The organism is Streptomyces sp. NPDC034099, assembly GCF_055575415.1.
Genome location: NZ_JBVISR010000006.1, coordinates 393,780 through 410,145 on the forward strand (window position 1 = coordinate 393,780; position 16,366 = coordinate 410,145).

A 16,366-nucleotide genomic window follows, 5' to 3' on the forward strand; every position below is an offset into this window, starting at 1 on the left:
CGCCCTCGGGCCCGGGCGCCGACGGCCCGTATCCTCGACGACATGCGAGAACACACGGCGGACCGGGCGGACGGCCGGGCCGGTGCGGAACTGCGCGCCGACTGCGGGAGCTGCTTCGGCCTGTGCTGCGTGGCCCTGCCGTTCGCCCGCTCGGCGGACTTCGCGATCGACAAGGACGCCGGCACCCCCTGCGCGAACCTGCGCACCGACCACCGTTGCGGCATCCACGCGACGCTGCGGGAGCGCGGCTTCACCGGTTGCACGGTCTACGACTGCTTCGGTGCCGGACAGCGGGTCTCGCAGGTCACCTTCGGCGGCCGGGACTGGCGCACCGGCCCGCCGGAGCGGTCCCGCCGCATGTTCGAGGTGTTCCCGGTCGTCCGCCAACTGCACGAGCTGCTCCGGTACCTGACCGAGGCACTGACGCTGCCCGCCGCCCGCCCGGTCCACGCGGACCTGCGCGGCGCCCTCGCCGACACCGAACGCCTCGCCGCGGGGACACCGGAGGAGCTGGCCGTCCTCGACGTGGCCGCGCACCGGCAGCGGGTCAACGTGCTCCTGCTGCGCACCAGCGAGCTGGTCCGGGCCGGTACCCGCGGCCGGAGGAAGAACCGCCGCAACGCCGACCTGATGGGCGCCCGCCTGAGGGGCGCCGACCTGGCGGGGGCCGACCTGCGCGGGGCCTACCTCATCGCCGCCGACCTCACCGGCGCCGACCTGCGGGGCGCCGACCTGATCGGCGCGGACCTGCGCGACGCCGACCTGCGCGACGCCGACCTGACGGGCGCCTTCTTCCTGACCCAGCCGCAGGTCAACGCGGCCAGAGGCGGCTCCGGCACCAGGCTGCCGGACTCAGTCACCCGCCCGGTGCACTGGACAGCGGGACGCTGAACCGGCGTTCCCGGCGCCCTCCTCCCGTGCTTCCTCGGCGACGTCCGCGCGGGCAGCGGGCGCGGGCGCCGACGGGGCGCGCCGGTCCAGACGCAGGCGCAGCCCCTCGGGCATCAGCGTCAGCCGCTCGGTGACCCGCAGCCGGTAGCCGGGGTCCGGCCGCAGGTCGTAGCGGCGCAGCAGCAGCCCGAGGACCAGCGTGGCCTCGTGCAGCGCGAACTGCCGCCCGATGCAGGCCCGCGCCCCGGTCCCGAACGGCTTGAACGTGTGCGGGGCGCGCGCCCGCACGGCCTTCGCGTCGAAGCGGTCCGGGTCGAACCGCTCGGCGTCCGGGCCCCACACCTCGGGGTCGCGGTGCAGCATGCCCGTGAGCACCAGCGCCCAGGCCCCGCGCCGCATCGGGTACGTGCCGCCGAGCACCGTGTCCTCGCGGGCCTCCCGCGCGAAGCCGGGGGCGGTCGGCCACAGTCGCAGCGACTCGTCCAGGACCCGGCGCACGTAGCGCAGCCGGGCCACCTGCTCGTAACCGGGCGCCTCGGTGTCGCCCCACACCCGGTCCACCTCGGCACGCGCCCGGGCCGCGATCTCGGGGTGCTGCGCGAGGTAGTGCAGGGCGAAGGAGAGCGCGCCCGAGGTCGTCTCGTGCCCGGCGACCAGGAACGTGATGACCTGCCGGCGGACGTTCTCGGGCGACAGCCGCTCACCGGTCTCGGGGTGCGCCGTCTCCAGCATCCGGTCGAGCAGGTCGCCGCCCCCGCCACCGGCCGCCCGGCGGGCGCGGACGAGGTCGTCGACCGTGCGGTTGAGGTACGCGATGTCGGCGGCGTTGCGGCGGCTCGCGTCCCGCAGCAGCCAGGGGGCGAGCGGAGCGGGCACCGTGTTGAGGCGCTGCGCGTAACCGAGCGTGCCCACCATGGCGGAGACGAAGGGGTGGAGGCGGGGGCGTTCGAAGGAGCCGAAGTCGTGCCCGAAACCGGTGCGCGCGATGGTCTCCAGCGTCAGCTTGGTCATGTCGCCCGGCACGTCCACCGTCCGGCCCGCCGCCTCGGCCAGGTCCCACTGGCCGGTGAGCCGCGCGGCCACGTCCAGCATCATCACGTGGTACCCGGCCATGGCCTCGCGGCTGAACCCGGGCGCCAGCACATCGTGCGCGAGCTGCCAGTTGGGCTCGTGGTTGTACGCCGTGAACAACCCGTCCCCGGCCACCGGCCGCAGGTTGGCCACGCCCAGGCCCACGTGCTTGGCGAACCGCGTCTCGTCCGCCAGGTCGGCGGCGAGCGAGGCGCCCCACACGAACACGAACTCCTTGCCGAAGGCACGCCGCCGGAATATCGGCCCCAGCCGCCGCGCGTACCGCAGCGAGTCCTGCATCGGGGTGCGCCTGCTCGCGCCCACGACGTCACCGAGCAGGGGCAGCCGGTACGGGGGGTGCGGGATGCGGCGCAGTTCGGGCCAGCCCAGCTCGGCGCTGCGGAAGCCCTTCGGCAGTCCGTCCCGGGCCGTTTCCCTCACTGTCTGGGCCATGACGCGATCTCCCTTGACGCAGCGGCGTGTTGCGCGAGCCGAGTCGAGCGTGTTGTACATGGGTTCAATAACGCGCCCAGTCTCGTCCCGTTGTTGAACCGGCGTCAAGTAAGGTGCGGGCATGGCCGCGACACAGGGCGAGCGCACCCGCCGCCGGCTCAGCACGGGCGAGCGCCGGGAGCAGTTGCTCTCGGTGGGCGCGCGCCTGTTCTCGGAGAGTCCGTACGACGAGGTCCGGATCGAGCGGGTCGCCGAGATCGCCGGGGTCTCCCGCGGGCTGCTGTACCACTACTTCCCGAACAAGCGGGACTTCTTCGCGGCGGTCGTCGAGCGCGAGAGCGAGCGCATGCTGCGGATGACGGCGGCCGTGCCCGGCGTCCCGGTCCGCGAGCAGCTCACCGCGGGCCTCGACGCCTACCTGGAGTACGTGCGGGCCCACGCGCACGGCTACCGCGCCTTCCACCGCGCCGACGCGGCCGGCGACCGGGCGGTGCGCCGCGTCTACCAGAAGGCGCTCGCCGCGCAGGAACGGCAGATCCTCGCCGCCCTCGCCGCCGACCCGGAGTTCGGCCCGGCGTTCGAGGAACGCGGCGACGTACGGCTGGCGGTGCGCGGCTGGCTGGCCTTCACCACGGCGGTCTGCCTGGAGTGGCTGCGGGACCCGGAGCCCGCCCGTGAACAGGTGCGGGACCTGTGCGCACGGGCGCTGTTGGGGGCCATCGCGCCCTGAGGCCGCGGGTCCGGTGCGCGCGCCGGGGGAGAGTCGGCTCGGTGTCGTGGTTGGCGCACTCCCCGAACTCCGATAGGTTAGGTGAGCCTTACCTAATGAATTGCCGATCGGAGGTTGGGATGGGTGACACCCACACGTGGGCGGCCGCGCCCGCCGCGGCGGAGCAGGCCCGCTCGGTGCTCGCCGCCGCATGGTCGTGCACGGTGACCGCGGAGGGCGGCCGGGAGGAGTTCGTCGGCGCGCACTCCGTGACCGACGACGGCCGGGTGCTCCTGCACGTCCCCGAGGACAGCGCGCTGCTCGCCGCGGCGGTGTGCGCGCCCCGAGGGGAGCCGTCCGCCGTGCTGGAGTTCGCGGACGTGGCGCCCGTCCCGGTGCGCGGCCGGATCAGGGCCCGGCTCTGGCTCGCCGGCTGGTTCGCCGTGACGGACGGGCATCTGGCCTTCCGGCCCACCCGTGTGGTGCTGCGGCGGCCGTCCGGGACCGTGGTGGTCGACGTCGACGAGTTCGCCGCCGCCGCGCCCGATCCGCTGGCCCTGGCCGAGGCGCGGCTGCTGACCCATCTCGCCGACTGCCACGGCGACGCCGTACAGCGGCTGACCCGGCTCGTGGACCCGGACAGCCTGCACGGAGCGGTCCGGGTGCGGCCGCTCGCCGTCGACCGGCACGGACTGACCCTGCGCATCGAACGGATCCGTGACCACGGCGACGTACGCCTGCCGTTCCACGCGCCCGCCGACGAGATCGCGCAGCTCACGGAGCGGGTGCACGTGCTGCTCGCCCAGGCGGGCGCCGCCTCCCGCCCGCGGGCCCTACAGCGGCAGCGCACAGACGGCGACGGGTGAGGCGAACGGCTCTCCCGCGGGGTGCAGCCCGCCGTCGTCCGCGCTCACCCGGAACGCGCTCACGGTGCCGGAGTGCTGGTTGGCCGCGAACAGCAGCCCGCCGTCCGGGGAGAAGGCGATCTGCCGCGGGAAGTCGCCGCCCACCGGCACCGTCCCCAGCAGCCGGAGCCGGGCGCCCTCCGCCTCCACCGCGTACCGCGTCAGACTGTCGCGCCCCCGGTTGGCGAGGAAGGCGTACGCGCCGTCGGCCGTGACCAGGATCTGCGCCGGGTAGTTGGTGCCCGCCCCCTGGCCCGGTCCCGCCCCGGTGGACTGCGGCTCGCCGACGGTCAGGCGTCCGGTCCCCGGGTCGTACGCGCAGACCGTGACGGTGTCGTCGAGTTCGTTGGCCAGATAGGCGTGGCTTCCGCCCGGGTGGAAGGTGAGGTGCCGGGGCCCGGCGCCCGGCCGGGTCCGCGCCCGCGCGACCTCCGCGAGGGTGCCGGCGCCCTCGTCCAGGCGGTAGGTGTACACGGTGTCCGTGCCGAGGTCCACGGCGAGGACGTGGGCGCCGTCCGGGGCGGTGACGACCTGATGGGCGTGCGGACCCCGCTGTCCCGGGCCCGGCGGGGGAGTGGAGTGCGTGACCAGGTGGGTGCGTTCGCCCGGCGCGCCCGAGGCGTCGATCGGGTGTACGGCGATGCTTCCCGAGCCGTAGTTGGCGCTGAACAGCCAGCGCCCGCCCGGGTGCACCGACAGGTGGCAGGGCGCCGACCCGCCGGTGCTCCGGCTGCCCAGCACCCTGCGGTCCGACAGCCGGACGGCGGTCACCGCCCCGTCCTCGCGCTCGTCGACCGCGTACAGGGTCCGGCCGTCGGGATGCACCGCCAGGTACGAGGGATCGTCCACCTCGGCGAGGAGGCCGCGGCCGGTGATCCGGCCCGTACCGGGTTCGTACGCGGCGAGCCCGATGCCCTTGCCGCCGCCCTCGGCGGAGGTGTACGTGCCCAGGAGAAGCGGGCGCGGGCCGGAGGACCCCCGCTCCCTGCCCGACGCACCGCCGCTCGCCCGGGGTGCGGTGGGCGTCGTGGACGGCGCCCGAGCCCCTCCCGTGCTGCCGCAGGCCGCTACCGCGGGGAGGGCCGCGGTAGCGGCGGCCGTGCGGGCGAGCAGCCCGACGAAGCGCCGCCTGCTCCATCCGTCACCCTTCATACGGCCCTCCCGTGCCGGTCCCGCCGCTACCAGTCCCCGTCCTGCACCGGCTTGCCGGGTGCGTCCCCCAGCGGCTGGACCTGGTGGGGAGCGGGCGGCTGCCAGGGCTCGTGGTCGTCGCCGACCCAGTCCCCGACCGGCTTCACGTCCTGGAGCGGTGCGGTGGGTGCGAGATCGTGGGCGTCCTGGTCGTAGTAGTCGTACCAGGGCAGACCGGCCCGGGTGTAGGCGGCCCGGTCCACGGGGGACGGCGGCGGCGCCTCGCCGGTAATGCGGTGCCACTCGGGCGGCGTCACCAGGTGCACGAAGACCCGCCCCGCCGGCCGCTCGGCCCAGTCCGTCAGCGGCCGCTGGTCGCGGTACACCTCCTGGCGCATGGAGCCGCCGACGCCGAGACCCATGGCGGGCGCGGACCGGGGCGCACCGCCGTACCCCGCGGCCGCACCCGGGGCGGCCGGGGCCGAGGCCGGCGCCGGAGCCCCGAAGGCACCGCCGGAACGGGCTGCCCTGCGGGCCAGTTCCGTGCGGCGGCGCTCCTCCTCGCGCCAGCGGGCCAGCTCCGTGTCGTTGAGGGTGAACGCCTGCAGCTGGACGCCGCCCCAGACCTCCTCGCCGGTGACCTGGCCCTCGACGGTCGCCCCCATGCCGAGCGGCACCGCCACGAACTGACGGACCGTGCCGGTACCGGAGTTGATGCCGTCCAGCCACGGCTGGCGGGGCAGGACGAGGTAGTTCTGCGGGTCACGGGAGAGCCGGTCGCTCCAGGGCCTGCCGGAGACCGCGCACACCTTGCCCACCCCCACCTGGAGCGCGGCGGGCTCCCTCGTGCCCGCGAAACTCAGCCACATGGCCTCACGCAGGTACACCGGCAGCATTACGCCGCCGCGCGCCCGCCACGCCTCGGGCACGCGGTCGGCGTAGTCGGAGACCCGGCGGACCGGGAACTCGCCGAGCCCGGGCGGCAGCGGGTGCGTGCCCGTCTCAGGCAGCCGCAGGGTGCGTATGAAGCGGACCGTCGCCCCGCCCGGCAGTGACAGCCGGTTCCCGTCGAGCCGCACACTGGTGTCGCTCATCCGAACGCCCCTCATTCACCGTTCACGCGCCTTCGTCGGCCGTGCGCTGTTCGTCGTTCCTCAACTGTTCGCCGTTCCTCAAGAGGAACGCCGCGTGGTGGTGCCGCGGTTCCGCCTGCGCAGCCCGGCCCGCACCCGGTCCCGCAGCCGGGTCAGGCGCGGCATGCGCTCGCGCTGCTCGCGCGTGTGGCGGTCCAGCTCCTCCAGGAGGCGGCGGGAGCGGTGCTCGGTGTCCATCTCGTCGATGATCCTGTTCACCTCGGCCAGCACCGCGCCCCGCAGCTCCCACTGCCGGGCGTCGCGCCGGACCTCCTCGAGCAGCAGGTCGGCCAGCCGGTCCCGGGTGGCCGCGGCCTGCCGCAGCTCCGTGGCCAGGCGCTCCTCCGCGGACTCGGCGTTCTCGCTCGCGCTGGTGGTGACCAGCACCGAGAAGCTCACCACGGCGTCGGCGATCTCGGACAGCAACTGCTGGACCGCGGCGCCCGTCTCGGGCGCGAACAGGGGCTCCGGCTCACGCTGCTTGGCGAGGTCGGTGAAGCTGCGCGCGAGGACCCGCATGACCACCGTGCAGATCTCCAGGGTGTCCAGGCCGGTGCGCAGCACCACCCGGTGCAGCAGGCCCTCGCGCACCCGGGGGTTGAACCGCAGGCTGTCCTCGGCCTGGCGCAGGTCCTCGTCCACCTCGCCGATGTCGTGGTCGAGCCGGCGCGCCTCGTGCAGCCGGGCCGCCGCCTCGTGGAAGGGCGTGCTGCCCGCCGCCTCCTCGCCCATCCGCAGCAGCAGTTGGCGCACCTGCCGGGCCAGTCCCACGACGGACTCGCCGGCCTGCTCCACCCAGACCGGCGGCGCGAGGATCAGGTTGAACACCAGGCCGACGATCGCCCCGATCAGGGTCTCCACCACCCGGGCCCACGCCAGGCTCCCGTGCGAGGTGACGCCGAGCACCAGCATCGCGCTGATCGCCACCTCGGCGGTGAACTCCTCGGCGCGCACCAGGTGCCCGACGCCCAGCGCCGCCACGATGATCAGGGCCAGACTCCACCAGCTGAGCCCGACCAACTGGCTGAAGGCGATGGCGACCAGGACACCGGCGACCACGGCGTTCACCCGGCGGAAGCTCATCTTCAGCGTGGCGTACAGGGTGACCTGGACGACCAGCAGCGCGGTCAGGGGCGCGGTCAGCGGCGCCGCCGACTTGTCGGGGCTCAGCCGTACCGCGATGACATAGGCGATCGAAGCCGCGGCGGCGGACCGCAGGGCCTGCACGACCACAGGGTCCTTCAGCCACTTCACCCGCCGCAGAGCCGTCCTCGCGGCCTCAAGCACATCCCGCATCCTCGGGCTGTTCCCTTCCGCAGGCGCCTCGAACGTGTCCGCTCAGGACGGTAGCCGGACGCGGGTGGCCGGACCTCTCTCACGCGCCGGGCGCCGCCGGACGGGTCAGCTCGTCACCTTGGCGACGAACGCGGACAGATTGCCCAGCGTCCGGGCGACCTGTTCCTCCAGGGTCAGGCTCTCCTCGAAGCGGGCACCGCTCTGCGACACCTTCTTGCCCCGCAGATACAGGGAACACGCGAGGTCGGTGCACATGTACAGGCCGACCGAGTTGCCCTCGCGGCCGGCCGCTCCGGCTTTGCGCGCCGTCATCAGCGACACACCGCCCCGGGGATGGGTGGTCAGGCACAGCGCGCACATGCTGCGCTGGAAGAAGCCGCTCCTGGCCGGCTGGAAGCGCAGCGCCACACCGGTGAGGCGCCCGTCCAGGTCGGCGACCAGGTAACTGCGGTCGGGCGCCCCCGGGTCCCGCCAGCCGAGGAAGTCGAGATCGTCCCAGGGACGCTCGTCCAGGTCGCGGGGGACGGCCAGGCGCTTGGCCTCGCCCTTCGAGCAGTTGATGAAGGAACCGCGGACGTCCTGCTCGCCGAGTGCTCTCATGGGGAGCCTCCCCTTGATCGAACCTTGATGGAAAGGAACCTAGGATCTCTAGGTTTACGCCTAGCGTAGATAGCCTATGTGCTGAGGTGCCACCGGATTTCGGGGAGGCGAGTTCATAGCATGAATTAAGTGTCAAGGGAAGTCGCGTACGGTCGTACGGCAGAGGTATCTTGCAGACCGGGCACGGTACGGGAGGAACCACATGGCGGGGCGGAACGGGCGCACGGTGCGTGACCTGAGGAGGGCCAACCGTACGGCCGTGCTGCAGCGGCTCTACTTCGACGGACCGCTCAGCCGCTTCGAGCTGGGCCCGGCGACCGGACTCAGCTCCGGTTCCGTCAGCAACGTGGTCGCCGATCTGGTCGCAGACGGCCTGGTGGAGGAGGCCGGCAGCGTCGACTCCGACGGCGGCCGCCCCCGCACCCTGCTGCGCGTGGCCCCCGCCAGCGGCCACATGATCGGCGTGGACGTCGGCGAGACCCGGGTGCGGGTCGAGCTGTTCGACCTGACGCTCACCGAACTCGCCCGCGCCGAACGCCCGCTGGCCCCGCAGCGCTACGACGTCGACGTCATCGTCGGGCACATCCGCGAGGGCGTCGCCGAGGTGCTGGCCACGGCGGGACTCCCGCCCGAGCGGCTCCTCGGCGCCGGGATCGGCGTCCCCGGCATCGTGGAGCACACCGCGGACCGCGGTGCCGTGGTGCACGGCCAGACCATCGGCTGGGACGCGGTCCCGCTGGAGGCCCTGCTGCGCGCCGGCTCCCCGCTGCCCGACACCGTGCCCTACCTCATCGACAACGGAGCCAAGACGCTGGGCCAGGCCGAGATGTGGTTCGGCGCCGGACGCGGCGCCCGCAACGCGGTCGTGGTCCTCTTCGGCTCCGGTGTCGGCGCCAGCCTCGTCACCCCCGAGGTCGAGCAGGGCCGGGCGGTCGAATGGGGGCACCTGACCGTCCGGGTCCGGGGCCGCCGCTGCCGCTGCGGAGCGCTCGGCTGCCTGGAGGCGTACGCCGGCGCCGAGTCGCTGCTGGCCCGCTGGCGGGAGGAGGACGGCCGGGTGCCGGAGGGCACCGACGAGGAGACCGCCCTCACCGCGATGCTCGCCGCCGCCTACCCGGCCGACGGCGGGAGCCCCGACCCGGTCGCGCTCGCCGTCCTTGAGGAGACCGCCGAGTACCTGGGCGCCGGCCTGTCCGACCTGATCAACCTCTTCCAGCCGGAGCGCATCCTCATCGGCGGCTGGGCCGGTCTCCAGCTCGGCACCCGTTTCCTGCCCGCCGTACGCCGCCACGCCGTGTCGTACGCGCTGTGCCACCCCGCCCAGAAGGTGACGGTCGACCTGGGGCGGCTCGGCCCGGACGCCGTCACCGTCGGCGCCGCGATCCTGCCCCTGGCCGACTTCTTCGCGCGAGGCGGCAGGCGCCCCGAACCGGCCCCGGAATACCCGGTCCCCGCCTGGCGCACGGCTCTCGAGGAGCGGGCCCCGCACTGAGGTTTCGCCGGTCGCCGCGGAGGTACCCGACGTCGCTCCGACGACCGTTCGGCAGGTCCGTGCGGCCGTCGGGAGACCGGAGGACCAGAAGAGCCGCGGGAAGGAGCGTGCCGTGTCCGAACACCGCCACGAAGGACCGGGGGAGAACGGTGCCCCCGTCCCGCGCGACATGCCGGACCAGCAGGCCGGCGACCACGACGACCCGTGGGAGGCCGCCTCGCCCACCCGCGAGCAGCGCGAGCACCGTCAGGGCCTGGACAACGACCGGCCCGAGGATGAGGGGGAGGCCCCCGGCGACCGGGAGACCGGGTCCGCGCCCGACGTCCCCGACACCGACGAGGCGGGCACGGGCCGCCAGGGCGCACCGCACTCGGGCGCCGTACACCCCGAGCACCCGGTGCCCGACGAGCCCTCCGGCTGAAGGGGGCACCCGGCCCGGGACCGAGAGCGTCATGTGTGAGGGGCGGCGGGCAGGATGCCCGCCGCCCCTCACACATGACGCTCAGCCCACCTTGCGCCCGCGCATCGGCTCCGTGTCCGCCCCCGCGCCCTGCCGCAGGCCCCGCAGGAACTCCTCCAGTACCTCCGTGGCCGTGCGCGTCGGGCGCCAGCCCAGCTCCACCCGTGCCCGGGTGCAGTCCATGAGCGGCAGCCGCAGCACCGCGTCGAACAGATGCGGCGAGGCGGGCAGCAGCCGCATCCCCCACGCGGCGGCGATCGCCGAGCGGGCCGCGGTGCGGGGCAGCCGGACCGGACGCACCCCGAGCAGCTCGCCCAGCGCCTCGGCGTCCACCGGCGGATCGGCCGCGAGGTTGAACGCGCCCCGGGCGTCCTCGGAACGCACCGCCAGCCGGTAGGCGTGGGCGGCGTCGTCCGTGTGCAGGGCCTGCACCCGCAGACCGGGGACGTCCGGCAGGAACGGGAGCAGCTCCAAACGCGCCGCCGGACCCGGCAGGAACCGGCCGCCGAAGATCCGGCGCTGCTCGCTGGCCGACTCCCGCTTGAAGAGGAAGGCCGGCCGCATCCGCACCACCCGGATCCCGGGGTGGTCGCGTTCGAAGGTGTCCAGCGTCCGTTCCAGATAGGCCTTCTCCCGGCAGTACGCGGCGTCCGGCCAGCCGTGCGTCGGCCACGACTCGTCCACCGCGTGGTTCTTCGGCCCCGGGGAGTACGCGCCGACCGACGAGGCGTGCACCAGCGCCGGCACCCCGGCCGCGGCCACCGCCTCGAAGACCCGGATGGAGCCGAGTACGTTCGTGCGCCAGGTCGTCGCCGGGTCGTGCGTCGGCTGGAAGGCCCAGGCCAGATGGACGACGGCGTCGGCGCCGGCGAAGTGGCCGGCCAGGTCCGTCTGCTCGGAGGCCAGGTCGACCGCCGCCCACTCCGTCTTCGCGGGCGACCAGCCGGGAATCCGCCGGGCCAGTCCCAGCACGGACCCCACCTCCGGATCCTCCGAGAGAAGCCGCACCACGCTGGTGCCCACGTTGCCCGTGGCACCCGTGACCACGATCCTGCTGCCCGTTGTGCTGCTCACCCTGTGCTCCTCTCGCCCGTTCGCCCGTGCGGAGAGCACCGGGTACCCGCCGCCCGGGAAGGGCACGCGCGGACGGGCGGGCATGGAGAAGCCCCGACCGCGACGGGGGAATCACGGCCGGGGCGGCTCGGGGTGGATACGGATGGCGGTCGCCTCTCGGCGAAAGGCTCCACAGGGCTTCAGCCGAACGATCGTCCCTGTGGGCAATAGGTGAGGCCCGGGGACACTGTCCCATCCGTACCCACGGTCTGTTCAACGGCGAACGACCTGTCGGTGTTCCACCGTCTGTCGCGGTTTGGGGTGATGTGCGTCACTGTTCGGCGGGCTCGTGAGGGCCGGACTGGTGGGGATCGGGCACGAGTTCGGCCCACAGGTTCTCCGCCTGCAGCAGCAGGGTTCCGAGGACCGCGGTCCGGGAAGCACCCTGTCCGGCGTGCTCCCGCAGACGTTCCTGCAGCCGCCGGTGCAGTTCCTCCATCGTCTCCTCGGTCGCCGCCCCCGAGTCGGCCCAGTCCCGTTCGCCCACCAAGCAGCCGGCCTCGGCGTGGCAGGCGTCGCCGATCAGCCGCAGCAGACGCGCGTACAGGTCGAGGTCGGGCCCCTCCGGCGGTACGGGCGTGCGGTGCTCGTCGGCCGCCACGGCCAGGGTCCGGGTCAGCGCGGTGAGGTTCCCGGTGACCCGGCTCCACCGCTGGTCCTCGTCCTCCGGCGGCACGCCCGTGGGCCGGCGGGTCAGCCGGCGCAGCGGGCCCGAGGTCAGGCGCAGGCTCTCCCGGCTCCACGACCGGGCGGAGTACAGCGCGTCCAGGCGCCGCTGAAGCCACGCCGCCTGCCGGGACCAGTCGGCCGCGCTCTGCGCGTCCCACTGGGTCTCGCGCAGGTCGGCGGCGACGGCGTGCAGGAGGTCGCCCGACTCCCGGGCCAGCGCCGCGAGGTTCTCCCGTACGTCCCGGAGGTGGACCGGGGGCAGCACCAGCGCGTTGACCGCCACGCCGATGACCGCCCCGAGCGCCGCCTGACCCACCCGGTGACCGACCGCGGCGGCCGACACCGCGGTGCCGGAGGCCAGGACGAACACCGCCGTGGTGGCCGTGTAGACGCCCTGCGGGCCGAAACGGGACCAGTTCGCGGCCAGCATCAGCACCGGCAGGGACAGCACCAGCGCCCCCGTGTTGTCCTCCGTGATCGCCTGGGCCCCCGACGCCACCAGCGCGCCGACGCAGATCGCCGCGAACTGCTGTCCGGCCTGCCGCACCGAGCTGTAGACGGTGGCCTGCACGAGGACCAGCGCCACCCAGGGCGCCATCAACGCCATCGGGTCGTCCAGCCACACGCCCGCCACGGCCCAGGCGATCAGCGCCGCGCCCGCGGCCTTCAGCGACTGCACGACCAGGTCGCGTTCCCGCCCCGGCCCCCGCCAGGCGGCCCGGGCGGCCCGTCCGACGGCACACGCCTCCCACCACACCGCGGCCAAGGGCCGCCGACCCCTCAGTGCCTCCCGCAGGGTGTGTGTCACTGCGCTCATGCGATACCGGGTGCCCGCGTGACCGGCGGACTCGTCTCGACGCGGGGCTTACGGTGCATGCGGGGTGCGAGGTGCGTGGGGCGGGAGCGGGGTTCGGTCCGGTGACTCATGCCAGCGGGCTCCCGCCCAGGGAGGCCAGGAGGTCGGCCGGGTCGGCGTAGACCGCCTCCGCGCCCGCCTCCTCCAGGTCGGCGCGGGGCAGACCGCCGCACAGCACGCCCACGCAGCGCACCCCGGCCCGGCTGCCCGCGCGCATGTCCCACACGGTGTCGCCGACGAAGACGGCCCGCTCGGCCGGCACCCCGGCCAGTTCCAGGGCGTGCTCGACCGGCTCCGGCGCCGGTTTGCCCGCGTCCACGTCGTCGGCGCTCGCGGTGGCGGCGATCGCGTCGTCCGCGTCGATCGCCCGCCGCAGCGCGCCCAGCTCCGACCCGCCCGCCGAGGTGGCCAGCACCACCGTCCAGCCGTCGCCGGCCAGCCGACGCAGCAGTTCCCCGGCGCCCGGCAGGGCGGGCAGCCGGTCGAAGTACTGTCCGTACAGTGCCTTGTGCGCGGCGCTCAGCTCCGCGTCCTGGTCCTTGTCCCGGTCCTCGCCCAGCAGCCGTGCGACGAGGTCGCCGGAGGCGAGGCCCACCGCCCGGTGGACGGCGTGCATCGGCACGTGGTGACCCGCCTGCCGGAACGCCTCCCACCAGGTCGTCACATGCAGGTGATTGGTGTCGACGAGGGTTCCGTCGACGTCGAACACGGCCGCCCGTTCCATGCACTGTCCCTTTCGTGGTCCGTGATCCGCGGACTGCGGATCGGCGGTCGGGTACCACGTCAGCGGCTCGCCACTCCGGACGGTGTACGGCCCTCGCGCGTCCAGGCCAGCAGCTCGTCCAGGGACCAGGTGGTGACCACGCGCTCCGGGGGCACCCCGCACTCCTCGGCCCGCGCGCACCCGTGGATCTGCCAGTCCAGCTGGCCGGGCGCGTGCGCGTCGGTGTCGATGGAGAACAGCACGCCCGCCGCCACCGCCCGGCGCAGCAGCCGCCGCGGCGGGTCGAGCCGCTCGGGACGGCTGTTGATCTCCACGGCGGTGCCGGACTCGGCGCAGGCGGCGAAGACCTCCTCCGCGTCGAACTCCGACTCCGGCCGTCCCCGCCCGGTCAGCAGCCGTCCGGTGCAGTGCCCGAGCACGTCGGCGTGCGGATCGCGGACGGCGGCCACCATCCGGCGGGTCATCGAGCGGGCGTCCATCCGCAGCTTGGAGTGCACCGACACGACCACCACGTCGAGCCGCTCCAGCAGCTCCGGCTCCTGGTCGAGCGAGCCGTCGTCGAGGATGTCGCACTCGATGCCGGTCAGCAGCCGGAACGGGGCCCAGGCCGCGTTCAGCTCCGCCACCACGTCCAGCTGCTCGCGCAGCCGTGCGGGGGAGAGGCCACGGGCCACCGTCAGCCGCGGCGAGTGGTCGGTCAGGGCCGCCCACTCGTGCCCGAGCGCCGCGGCGGTCCGGCCCATCTCCTCGATCGGACTGCCGCCGTCGGACCAGTCCGAGTGCAGGTGGCAGTCGCCGCGCAGCTGCTCCCGCAGCCGTTCACCGCCCCGGGCGAGCGGGGTGTCCGCCTCGCCCTCCAGCTTCGCGAGATAGCCGGGCACCTGCCCGTCCAGCGCCTCGCGCGCCACCTGCGCGGTCTTGGGCCCGACCCCCTTGAGCGACTCCAGTGATCCCGCCCGCTCGCGCAGCTCGGCGGCCGACAGCCCACCGAGCACCCCGGCCGCGGTGCGGAAGGCGCGGACACGGTACGTCGGCGCCTGGGATCGCTCCAGGAGGAACGCGATCCGCTCCAGTGCCTCGACGGGGTCCATCGCCACCTCCTGGTCCGACCTCGACCGGCCCCCACCGGCCTCGGCCGGCATGTCCAGGGTTCCCCAGAGCACCGGGACCCGCACCACGAGCCGGGCGGTCGGGCCGGTGCCCGGACCGTGGCCCGGTCCTCGCTCCCGCGGGTTGCGGCCTACCCTCTAGGCATGACCGAGATCGACAGCCCGCACATCGGCAGTCCGCGGATCCTCGTGTTCGGGGTGGACCCGGGCCCGCCCCCGTTCCGGATCGTGCAGATCGACGGCCAGGTCGTCGGTGAGGCCAGGGCCGTCACCGACGTACTGGAGGCCGCCGCCGCCTTCGGCATCATCGTCCACGACCTCGACGACCCGGAAGTCGTCCGCTGGGTGGGCGGGGACAAGTTCACCTGGACCACGCACTAGGACGCGTCCCGGGCCGCCCCGCCCGGTGCCTCAGCCGACCGTCCACTTCTGGTTGGCGCCGCCCGTGCAGGTCCAGATCTGCAGCCGGGTGCCGTTGGCCGAGTTGTTGCCGGTGACGTCGAGGCACTTGTCGGCCTGCGGATTGACGATGTCGCGCGCGGCGGTGACGACCCATCGCTGGGCGGCGCTGCCGTTGCAGTCCCACAGCTGGACGACCGTGCCGTCCGCCGTGCCGCCGGCGTTGACGTCCAGGCACTTGCCGAGCGCCCGGACCGTGCCGTCGGAGCCCACCGTCCACTGCTGGGCCGCCGTTCCGTTGCAGTCGTAGAGCTGTACGGGCGTGCCGTTGGCGGTGTTCGCCGCCGCGACGTCCACGCACTTGCCGGCCAGGCCCCGGATCGCGCCACCGGCCGGTGAGTCGCCCGTCGTCACCGAGACGTGGTCGACGACGAGCGTCTGCGGGAAGACCGTGGAGCCGTCCGGGTCGCCGGGCCAGTAGCCGCCGACCGCCAGGTTCAGGATCAGGAAGTACGGCCTGTTGAACACCCACTGCTTCCCGCCCAGGTCGGCCGGGGTGCGCCGCTGGTAGACGTTCCCGTCCACCGACCAGGTGATCGAGTCGGGCGCCCAGTCGACGGCGAAGGTGTGGAAGGCGTCCGCGAAGGCCTGGCCGCCCGGCAGGGTGTAGCCGGCGCCGATGCCGCCCGAGCCGGAGTAGCCGGGGCCGTGGATCGTGCCGTGCACGGTGGAGGGCTCGAAGCCGACGTTCTCCATGACGTCGATCTCGCCGGAGTCCGGCCAGTTCACCGGCGTGCCCAGCATCCAGAACGCGGGCCACATGCCCTGCCCGCGCGGCACCTTCATCCGGGCCTCGACGTGGCCGTACTGCGCGGTGAACCTGCCCGAGGTGTTGAGCCGGGCGGAGGTGTACTGGCAGGTGCCGTACCAGCACTGGTAGTTGGCCGGGTTCTCCTTGCGGGCGGTGATGACCAGGTGGCCCTGGCCGTCCAGGGCCGCGTTCCTGTTGCCGGAGGTGTAGTACTGGCGTTCGTGGTTGTTGACGTTGTCGCCGGTCTCGATCTGCCACTTCGAGGCGTCGACGGCCGCACCGGCCGGACCGTCGAAGGTGTCGGAGAAGGCCACGGCGGCGGCCGCGGAGGACGAGGCGTCGACGGCCCCGGAGGCCCGGGAGGTCACCGGGGCCGCCTGGGCGGGGCCGGTCACGAGGGACGCGGCGAGCCCGGCGGACAGGGCGGCGGCGAGGAGACATCTGCGGAGCAGGCGTGGGCGGGCCACGGCTCTCCCTTCCGTACGGCGCCTTGCGCGAAGGCGCCGACCGAGGTGGGGGTTGGGGGTGTCGCCTCTTTATTTAA

General features: G+C 74.1%; 16 protein-coding genes. 6 read left to right on the forward strand and 10 right to left on the reverse strand.

The genetic code is table 11. From position 1 onward, the window contains the following. The first annotated feature begins 42 nt into the window (after positions 1-42). Entirely contained in the window at positions 43-891 is an 849-nt protein-coding gene (locus tag ACZ56V_RS20375) for a pentapeptide repeat-containing protein (RefSeq protein ID WP_398908324.1), read from the forward strand. Here the strand turns inward: ACZ56V_RS20375 and ACZ56V_RS20380 are convergent. Beyond that, positions 853-2,415 (reverse strand): cytochrome P450, encoded by a 1,563-nt coding sequence (locus ACZ56V_RS20380; protein WP_468944024.1) that lies wholly within the window; start codon positions 2,413-2,415, stop codon positions 853-855. The genes ACZ56V_RS20375 and ACZ56V_RS20380 overlap by 39 nt on opposite strands. Before the next feature lie 121 nt (positions 2,416-2,536). On the opposite strand from ACZ56V_RS20380, the gene ACZ56V_RS20385 reads away from it, so the two are divergent. Both ACZ56V_RS20385 and ACZ56V_RS20390 read left to right on the forward strand, forming a co-directional pair. Beyond that, positions 2,537-3,145 carry a TetR/AcrR family transcriptional regulator gene (locus tag ACZ56V_RS20385; RefSeq protein WP_398908329.1) on the forward strand — a complete coding sequence of 203 codons (609 nt, stop codon included), beginning with the start codon at positions 2,537-2,539 and terminating at the stop codon, positions 3,143-3,145. Between the two features lie 119 nt (positions 3,146-3,264). Then, positions 3,265-3,990 carry a DUF2470 domain-containing protein gene (locus tag ACZ56V_RS20390; protein WP_468944028.1) on the forward strand — a complete coding sequence of 242 codons (726 nt, stop codon included), beginning with the start codon at positions 3,265-3,267 and terminating at the stop codon, positions 3,988-3,990. Here the strand turns inward: ACZ56V_RS20390 and ACZ56V_RS20395 are convergent. From ACZ56V_RS20395 to ACZ56V_RS20410, 4 genes are all read right to left on the reverse strand, one after another. Next, the gene (locus tag ACZ56V_RS20395; RefSeq protein ID WP_468944030.1) at positions 3,958-5,181 is read right to left on the reverse strand and encodes a lactonase family protein; all 1,224 of its coding nucleotides are present in this window, start codon (positions 5,179-5,181) and stop codon (positions 3,958-3,960) included. The genes ACZ56V_RS20390 and ACZ56V_RS20395 overlap by 33 nt on opposite strands. Before the next feature lie 26 nt (positions 5,182-5,207). Next, positions 5,208-6,254: a hypothetical protein gene (locus ACZ56V_RS20400; protein ID WP_468944033.1), complete on the reverse strand. Its 1,047-nt coding sequence runs from the start codon at positions 6,252-6,254 to the stop codon at positions 5,208-5,210. A 78-nt stretch (positions 6,255-6,332) separates the two neighbouring features. Beyond that, positions 6,333-7,589: an aromatic acid exporter family protein gene (locus ACZ56V_RS20405; RefSeq protein WP_398908336.1), complete on the reverse strand. Its 1,257-nt coding sequence runs from the start codon at positions 7,587-7,589 to the stop codon at positions 6,333-6,335. Between the two features lie 105 nt (positions 7,590-7,694). Further along, positions 7,695-8,189, reverse strand: coding sequence for an FBP domain-containing protein (locus ACZ56V_RS20410; protein ID WP_356372001.1), 495 nt, complete (start codon positions 8,187-8,189; stop codon positions 7,695-7,697). A gap of 202 nt (positions 8,190-8,391) precedes the next feature. On the opposite strand from ACZ56V_RS20410, the gene ACZ56V_RS20415 reads away from it, so the two are divergent. Both ACZ56V_RS20415 and ACZ56V_RS20420 read left to right on the forward strand, forming a co-directional pair. Next, a complete protein-coding gene (locus tag ACZ56V_RS20415) occupies positions 8,392-9,681 on the forward strand; it encodes an ROK family protein (protein WP_468944038.1) in 1,290 nt (429 codons plus the stop codon). A gap of 112 nt (positions 9,682-9,793) precedes the next feature. Then, a complete protein-coding gene (locus ACZ56V_RS20420; protein WP_398908339.1) occupies positions 9,794-10,102 on the forward strand; it encodes a hypothetical protein in 309 nt (102 codons plus the stop codon). Positions 10,103-10,183: 81 nt separating this feature from the next. Here ACZ56V_RS20420 and ACZ56V_RS20425 read toward each other — a convergent pair whose 3' ends face one another. From ACZ56V_RS20425 to ACZ56V_RS20440, 4 genes are all read right to left on the reverse strand, one after another. Continuing rightward, complete coding sequence (locus ACZ56V_RS20425; protein ID WP_398908341.1) at positions 10,184-11,215, reverse strand: SDR family oxidoreductase; 1,032 nt, start codon at positions 11,213-11,215, stop codon at positions 10,184-10,186. A gap of 310 nt (positions 11,216-11,525) precedes the next feature. Next, positions 11,526-12,740, reverse strand: a complete 1,215-nt coding sequence (locus ACZ56V_RS20430; RefSeq protein ID WP_468944042.1) for an FUSC family protein — start codon at positions 12,738-12,740, stop codon at positions 11,526-11,528. Between the two features lie 106 nt (positions 12,741-12,846). After that, positions 12,847-13,503: an HAD family hydrolase gene (locus ACZ56V_RS20435; protein WP_398908344.1), complete on the reverse strand. Its 657-nt coding sequence runs from the start codon at positions 13,501-13,503 to the stop codon at positions 12,847-12,849. A gap of 59 nt (positions 13,504-13,562) precedes the next feature. Then, positions 13,563-14,594 carry a PHP domain-containing protein gene (locus ACZ56V_RS20440; protein ID WP_398908346.1) on the reverse strand — a complete coding sequence of 344 codons (1,032 nt, stop codon included), beginning with the start codon at positions 14,592-14,594 and terminating at the stop codon, positions 13,563-13,565. Positions 14,595-14,756: 162 nt separating this feature from the next. Between ACZ56V_RS20440 and ACZ56V_RS20445 the strand changes: the two genes are divergently transcribed. Continuing rightward, positions 14,757-14,993: a hypothetical protein gene (locus ACZ56V_RS20445; RefSeq protein WP_356372153.1), complete on the forward strand. Its 237-nt coding sequence runs from the start codon at positions 14,757-14,759 to the stop codon at positions 14,991-14,993. Positions 14,994-15,023: 30 nt separating this feature from the next. On the opposite strand, the gene ACZ56V_RS20450 is transcribed toward ACZ56V_RS20445, so the two are convergent. Continuing rightward, positions 15,024-16,289, reverse strand: coding sequence for a ricin-type beta-trefoil lectin domain protein (locus ACZ56V_RS20450; RefSeq protein WP_468944046.1), 1,266 nt, complete (start codon positions 16,287-16,289; stop codon positions 15,024-15,026). Positions 16,290-16,366 lie beyond the last annotated feature (77 nt).

Coding starts and splice junctions, on each gene's coding strand:
- ACZ56V_RS20375 (WP_398908324.1), top strand. CDS start 43: ATGCGAGAACACACGGCGGACCGGGCGGACGGCCGGGCCGGTGCGGAA.
- ACZ56V_RS20380 (WP_468944024.1), bottom strand. CDS start 2,415: ATGGCCCAGACAGTGAGGGAAACGGCCCGGGACGGACTGCCGAAGGGC.
- ACZ56V_RS20385 (WP_398908329.1), top strand. CDS start 2,537: ATGGCCGCGACACAGGGCGAGCGCACCCGCCGCCGGCTCAGCACGGGC.
- ACZ56V_RS20390 (WP_468944028.1), top strand. CDS start 3,265: ATGGGTGACACCCACACGTGGGCGGCCGCGCCCGCCGCGGCGGAGCAG.
- ACZ56V_RS20395 (WP_468944030.1), bottom strand. CDS start 5,181: ATGAAGGGTGACGGATGGAGCAGGCGGCGCTTCGTCGGGCTGCTCGCC.
- ACZ56V_RS20400 (WP_468944033.1), bottom strand. CDS start 6,254: ATGAGCGACACCAGTGTGCGGCTCGACGGGAACCGGCTGTCACTGCCG.
- ACZ56V_RS20405 (WP_398908336.1), bottom strand. CDS start 7,589: ATGCGGGATGTGCTTGAGGCCGCGAGGACGGCTCTGCGGCGGGTGAAG.
- ACZ56V_RS20410 (WP_356372001.1), bottom strand. CDS start 8,189: ATGAGAGCACTCGGCGAGCAGGACGTCCGCGGTTCCTTCATCAACTGC.
- ACZ56V_RS20415 (WP_468944038.1), top strand. CDS start 8,392: ATGGCGGGGCGGAACGGGCGCACGGTGCGTGACCTGAGGAGGGCCAAC.
- ACZ56V_RS20430 (WP_468944042.1), bottom strand. CDS start 12,740: ATGAGCGCAGTGACACACACCCTGCGGGAGGCACTGAGGGGTCGGCGG.
- ACZ56V_RS20435 (WP_398908344.1), bottom strand. CDS start 13,503: ATGGAACGGGCGGCCGTGTTCGACGTCGACGGAACCCTCGTCGACACC.
- ACZ56V_RS20440 (WP_398908346.1), bottom strand. CDS start 14,594: ATGGACCCCGTCGAGGCACTGGAGCGGATCGCGTTCCTCCTGGAGCGA.
- ACZ56V_RS20445 (WP_356372153.1), top strand. CDS start 14,757: ATGACCGAGATCGACAGCCCGCACATCGGCAGTCCGCGGATCCTCGTG.